The organism is Candidatus Hoaglandella endobia, from assembly GCF_900044015.1.
Classification (GTDB): Bacteria; Pseudomonadota; Gammaproteobacteria; order Enterobacterales; family Enterobacteriaceae; genus Hoaglandella; species Hoaglandella endobia.
Genome location: NZ_LN999836.1, coordinates 1 through 3,244, shown reverse-complemented (window position 1 = coordinate 3,244; position 3,244 = coordinate 1). Strand labels below are relative to the sequence as shown.

2 protein-coding genes are annotated in these 3,244 nt (G+C 33.1%); both read right to left on the bottom strand.

Annotation, left to right across the window (positions count from 1 at the left end):
* Window positions 1-476: 476 nt before the first annotated feature.
* Window positions 477-1,055, bottom strand: coding sequence for a D-sedoheptulose 7-phosphate isomerase (lpcA, locus tag A4A70_RS02815; protein WP_067568335.1), 579 nt, complete (start codon window positions 1,053-1,055; stop codon window positions 477-479).
* 242 nt (window positions 1,056-1,297) lie between these two features.
* Window positions 1,298-3,025: a proline--tRNA ligase gene (locus tag A4A70_RS02810; RefSeq protein ID WP_067568333.1), complete on the bottom strand. Its 1,728-nt coding sequence runs from the start codon at window positions 3,023-3,025 to the stop codon at window positions 1,298-1,300.
* Between the last annotated feature and the right edge of the window lie 219 nt (window positions 3,026-3,244).

Genomic DNA, 3,244 nt, shown 5'->3' with positions numbered 1-3,244 from the left:
TTGATTTTAAGTTAAAAATATTTATATAATTCTATTATAAATATAATTATTTTATATTTAATTTTTAGGTCTTATAACAAGTTTACATTAAAAAATAATTAATAAATTTGATTTTAAAAAAAATATTAAATTACTCTATACTTAGAGATATGTAATTAATAGCACTTTTTTAATTTCTTTAATGTTTTTAATGAATATAATTAAGTTACAATATTTTTCAAGCCAGCACTGCCTGTTTATAAAAAAACAGATAACAATATAGTACCTATTTTTCAAATGAATTAAGGCTCACGTTGGTACTACGCTAATAGTAAAAAAGTATCGGTGGTATAGCGCCTGCAGCCTGCTTGGTTACAAAAAAATTCTAAAAATTTTTCTCTTTCGAAAGAAAGCAAGTAGTACCAGCAAAATAGTCCATGAAAGATTATTTTTTAATCTAAATTAGTAAATATAATCGATATTAATATTTAATTTACTTAAATTGCCATTTCTTTCTCAATTAGTAAAATTAAAATATGAATAATTTTAATATGAATTTCCTGAATGCGATCCGCATAGCCAAAATGATGCACACAAATTTCTATATCAGCGCTGCCGGCCATTTTACCACCGTCTTTTCCAGTGAATACAATAACCAACATATTTTTGGTGCGTGCAGTCTCGATCGCACGAATAATATTAACTGAGTTACCAGAAGTAGTAATACCTAATAAAATATCCCCCTTTTTTCCTACTGTTTCAACATAGCGTGAAAATACTTGGTCATAGCCAAAATCGTTGCTCACACAAGAAAAATAGCTTGGATCTGAGATAGCAATCGCGGGATAACCAGGGCGATTTTCTCGATAGCGAGCAGTTAACTCTTCAGCAAAATGCATTGCATCACAATGTGATCCTCCATTACCACAAGAGATTACCTTACCCCCAGTTTTAAAAGTATTGGCTATAATTTTTGCTGCCTTATCGATAGAGTTTATATTACACGGATCTCTGATAAAATTTTGCAATGCTTGCTGTGCTTGGTTTAGTTCTTTATGGATTAAAGCATGATACATGAAATAGTCTCTCAAGCAAGTTTAAATAAGAATATCTTATTTAAAATATATTGATAATACTGATAATTTTTATTTCAAAAAAATTGCAATATATAACATAAACTATTACTAGTAAGTTTTACTACATAAGTAATAATTAATTATAATTATAAAATGCTTAATTAAAAATTATTTTTTTATCAAAAACTTACACTATAAATTTAGTTAGTTTAAAAATTAACTAAAGTAATATTCTTTATTTTTTACTTTACAGTGATAATTTTACTTATTATAAAATCTACAATTTTGCTGATTTGAATTATATTTTTTTCACCGTTATTTCTATTTTTATATTCAATTTGTTGTAGATCTAAATTGCGATCGCTAATAATTAAAGTAAAAGAAACACCAATAAGCTCCATATCAGCAAACATCACGCCTGGACGTTCTTGGCGATCGTCAAGTATTACATCTATGCCGATTGCAAGTAGTTGCTGGTAAATATTCTCTGCAATTTCTTTAACACGGGATGATTTATACATATTTATTGGCAGAATCACTACGCTAAATGGAGCTAGCGCCGTCGGCCAGACAATACCGCGTTCATCGTGATTTTGTTCAATAATAGCAGCCACCAATCGGGTAAGGCCGATACCGTAACAGCCCATGATTAATGTTTGATTACGGCCGTTTTCACCCAAAACATTAGCCTTCATCGCTTTTGAATATTTAGTACCTAGTTGAAAAATGTGTCCTACTTCAATACTGTGTTTTATTTGTAAAGTGCCTTTACCATCCGGACTTAGATCGCCTTCAACAACATTGCGTAAATCAGCTACCTCAGGCAATGGTAAGTCTCTTTCCCAATTAATGCCAAAAAAATGTTTACCATCGGTATTAGCACCAGCTATAAAATCGCTCATTACTGCAACGCTACGGTCGATAACTAGTGGTAGCGTTAGATTTACTGGCCCCAATGATCCAGGACCAGCACCGATAGCCAGACGGATATCTTCTTCACTAGCAAAAGTGAGCGGCACGGCAACCTGCGGTAATTTTTCTGCCTTAACCTCGTTAAGCTGATGATCTCCTCGCACCATCAACGCGATTAGTAAGTTACTGGTGCCCTCACGGGCGTAGACAATAAGAGTCTTAACAGTTTTTTCCACTACTATTGAGAACTGTTCTACCAGCTCCTCAATGGTACGGGCATTAGGTGTATCAACTAAATGCATATCTTCGCTAGGTTTAGCGCGCACGGTAGTTGGCGCTACTGCCTCTGTCAGTTCGATATTTGTAGCATAATCAGAAGCCGTAGAAAACACAATATTATCTTCGCCGCTGCTAGATAAAACCTGAAACTCATGAGATGCGCTACCGCCGATAGAACCTGTATAACCCTGGACTACTCGAAATTCGAGTCCTATACGAGTAAAAATATTGCTATAAGCGCCATACATAACGTTATAGGTTTCCTGTAACGAATGCTGACTGGTATGAAAAGAATAAGCGTCTTTCATTACAAATTCTCGCGAGCGCATGACACCAAAACGTGGGCGTAACTCATCACGAAACTTTAGTTGAATCTGATAAAAATTAAGCGGTAATTGCTTATAAGAGCTAATTTCATTACGAATAAGATCGGTTATTACCTCTTCATGAGTTGGTCCCAGTACAAACTTTCTTGTGTTACGATCGTTAAAGCTTAGCAATTCTGTTCCATATTGATCCCACCGTCCACTTTCTCGCCACAGAGTGGCTGGCTGTACTACTGGCATAGATATTTCAATGGCGCCGGCTTTATCCATCTCTTCACGTACGATATTTTCTAATTTATGTAGTACACGTAAACCAGTTGGCAACCAGGTATAGATACCTGATGCCAGTTTACGAATCATTCCAGCACGCAGCATCAGCTGATGGCTACTAATTTCTTCAGTATTAGTAGGAATTTCCTTAAGAGTGGAGAGTAAATATCGGCTAGTACGCATATAACTTTATTTCCACGAAAAGTAGTGCATTAAAACAGTATTTTATTGCAATAAATTATTTATTTTTTTAGTAAAATTAATAAAAATATTGCATGAAATAAATAAATGTTATCTTTAATTATATCTAATGACTTAGATATTTTTTCAAACTTAAGAAAAATATAAATACATTAATAAATATTATTAATCATAATTAATTAAATTTTTACTATAAAAATT

Excerpts from the sequence above, each read along its gene's own strand:
- lpcA (WP_067568335.1), bottom strand. The coding sequence starts at position 1,055 with ATGTATCATGCTTTAATCCATAAAGAACTAAACCAAGCACAGCAAGCA.
- A4A70_RS02810 (WP_067568333.1), bottom strand. The coding sequence starts at position 3,025 with ATGCGTACTAGCCGATATTTACTCTCCACTCTTAAGGAAATTCCTACT.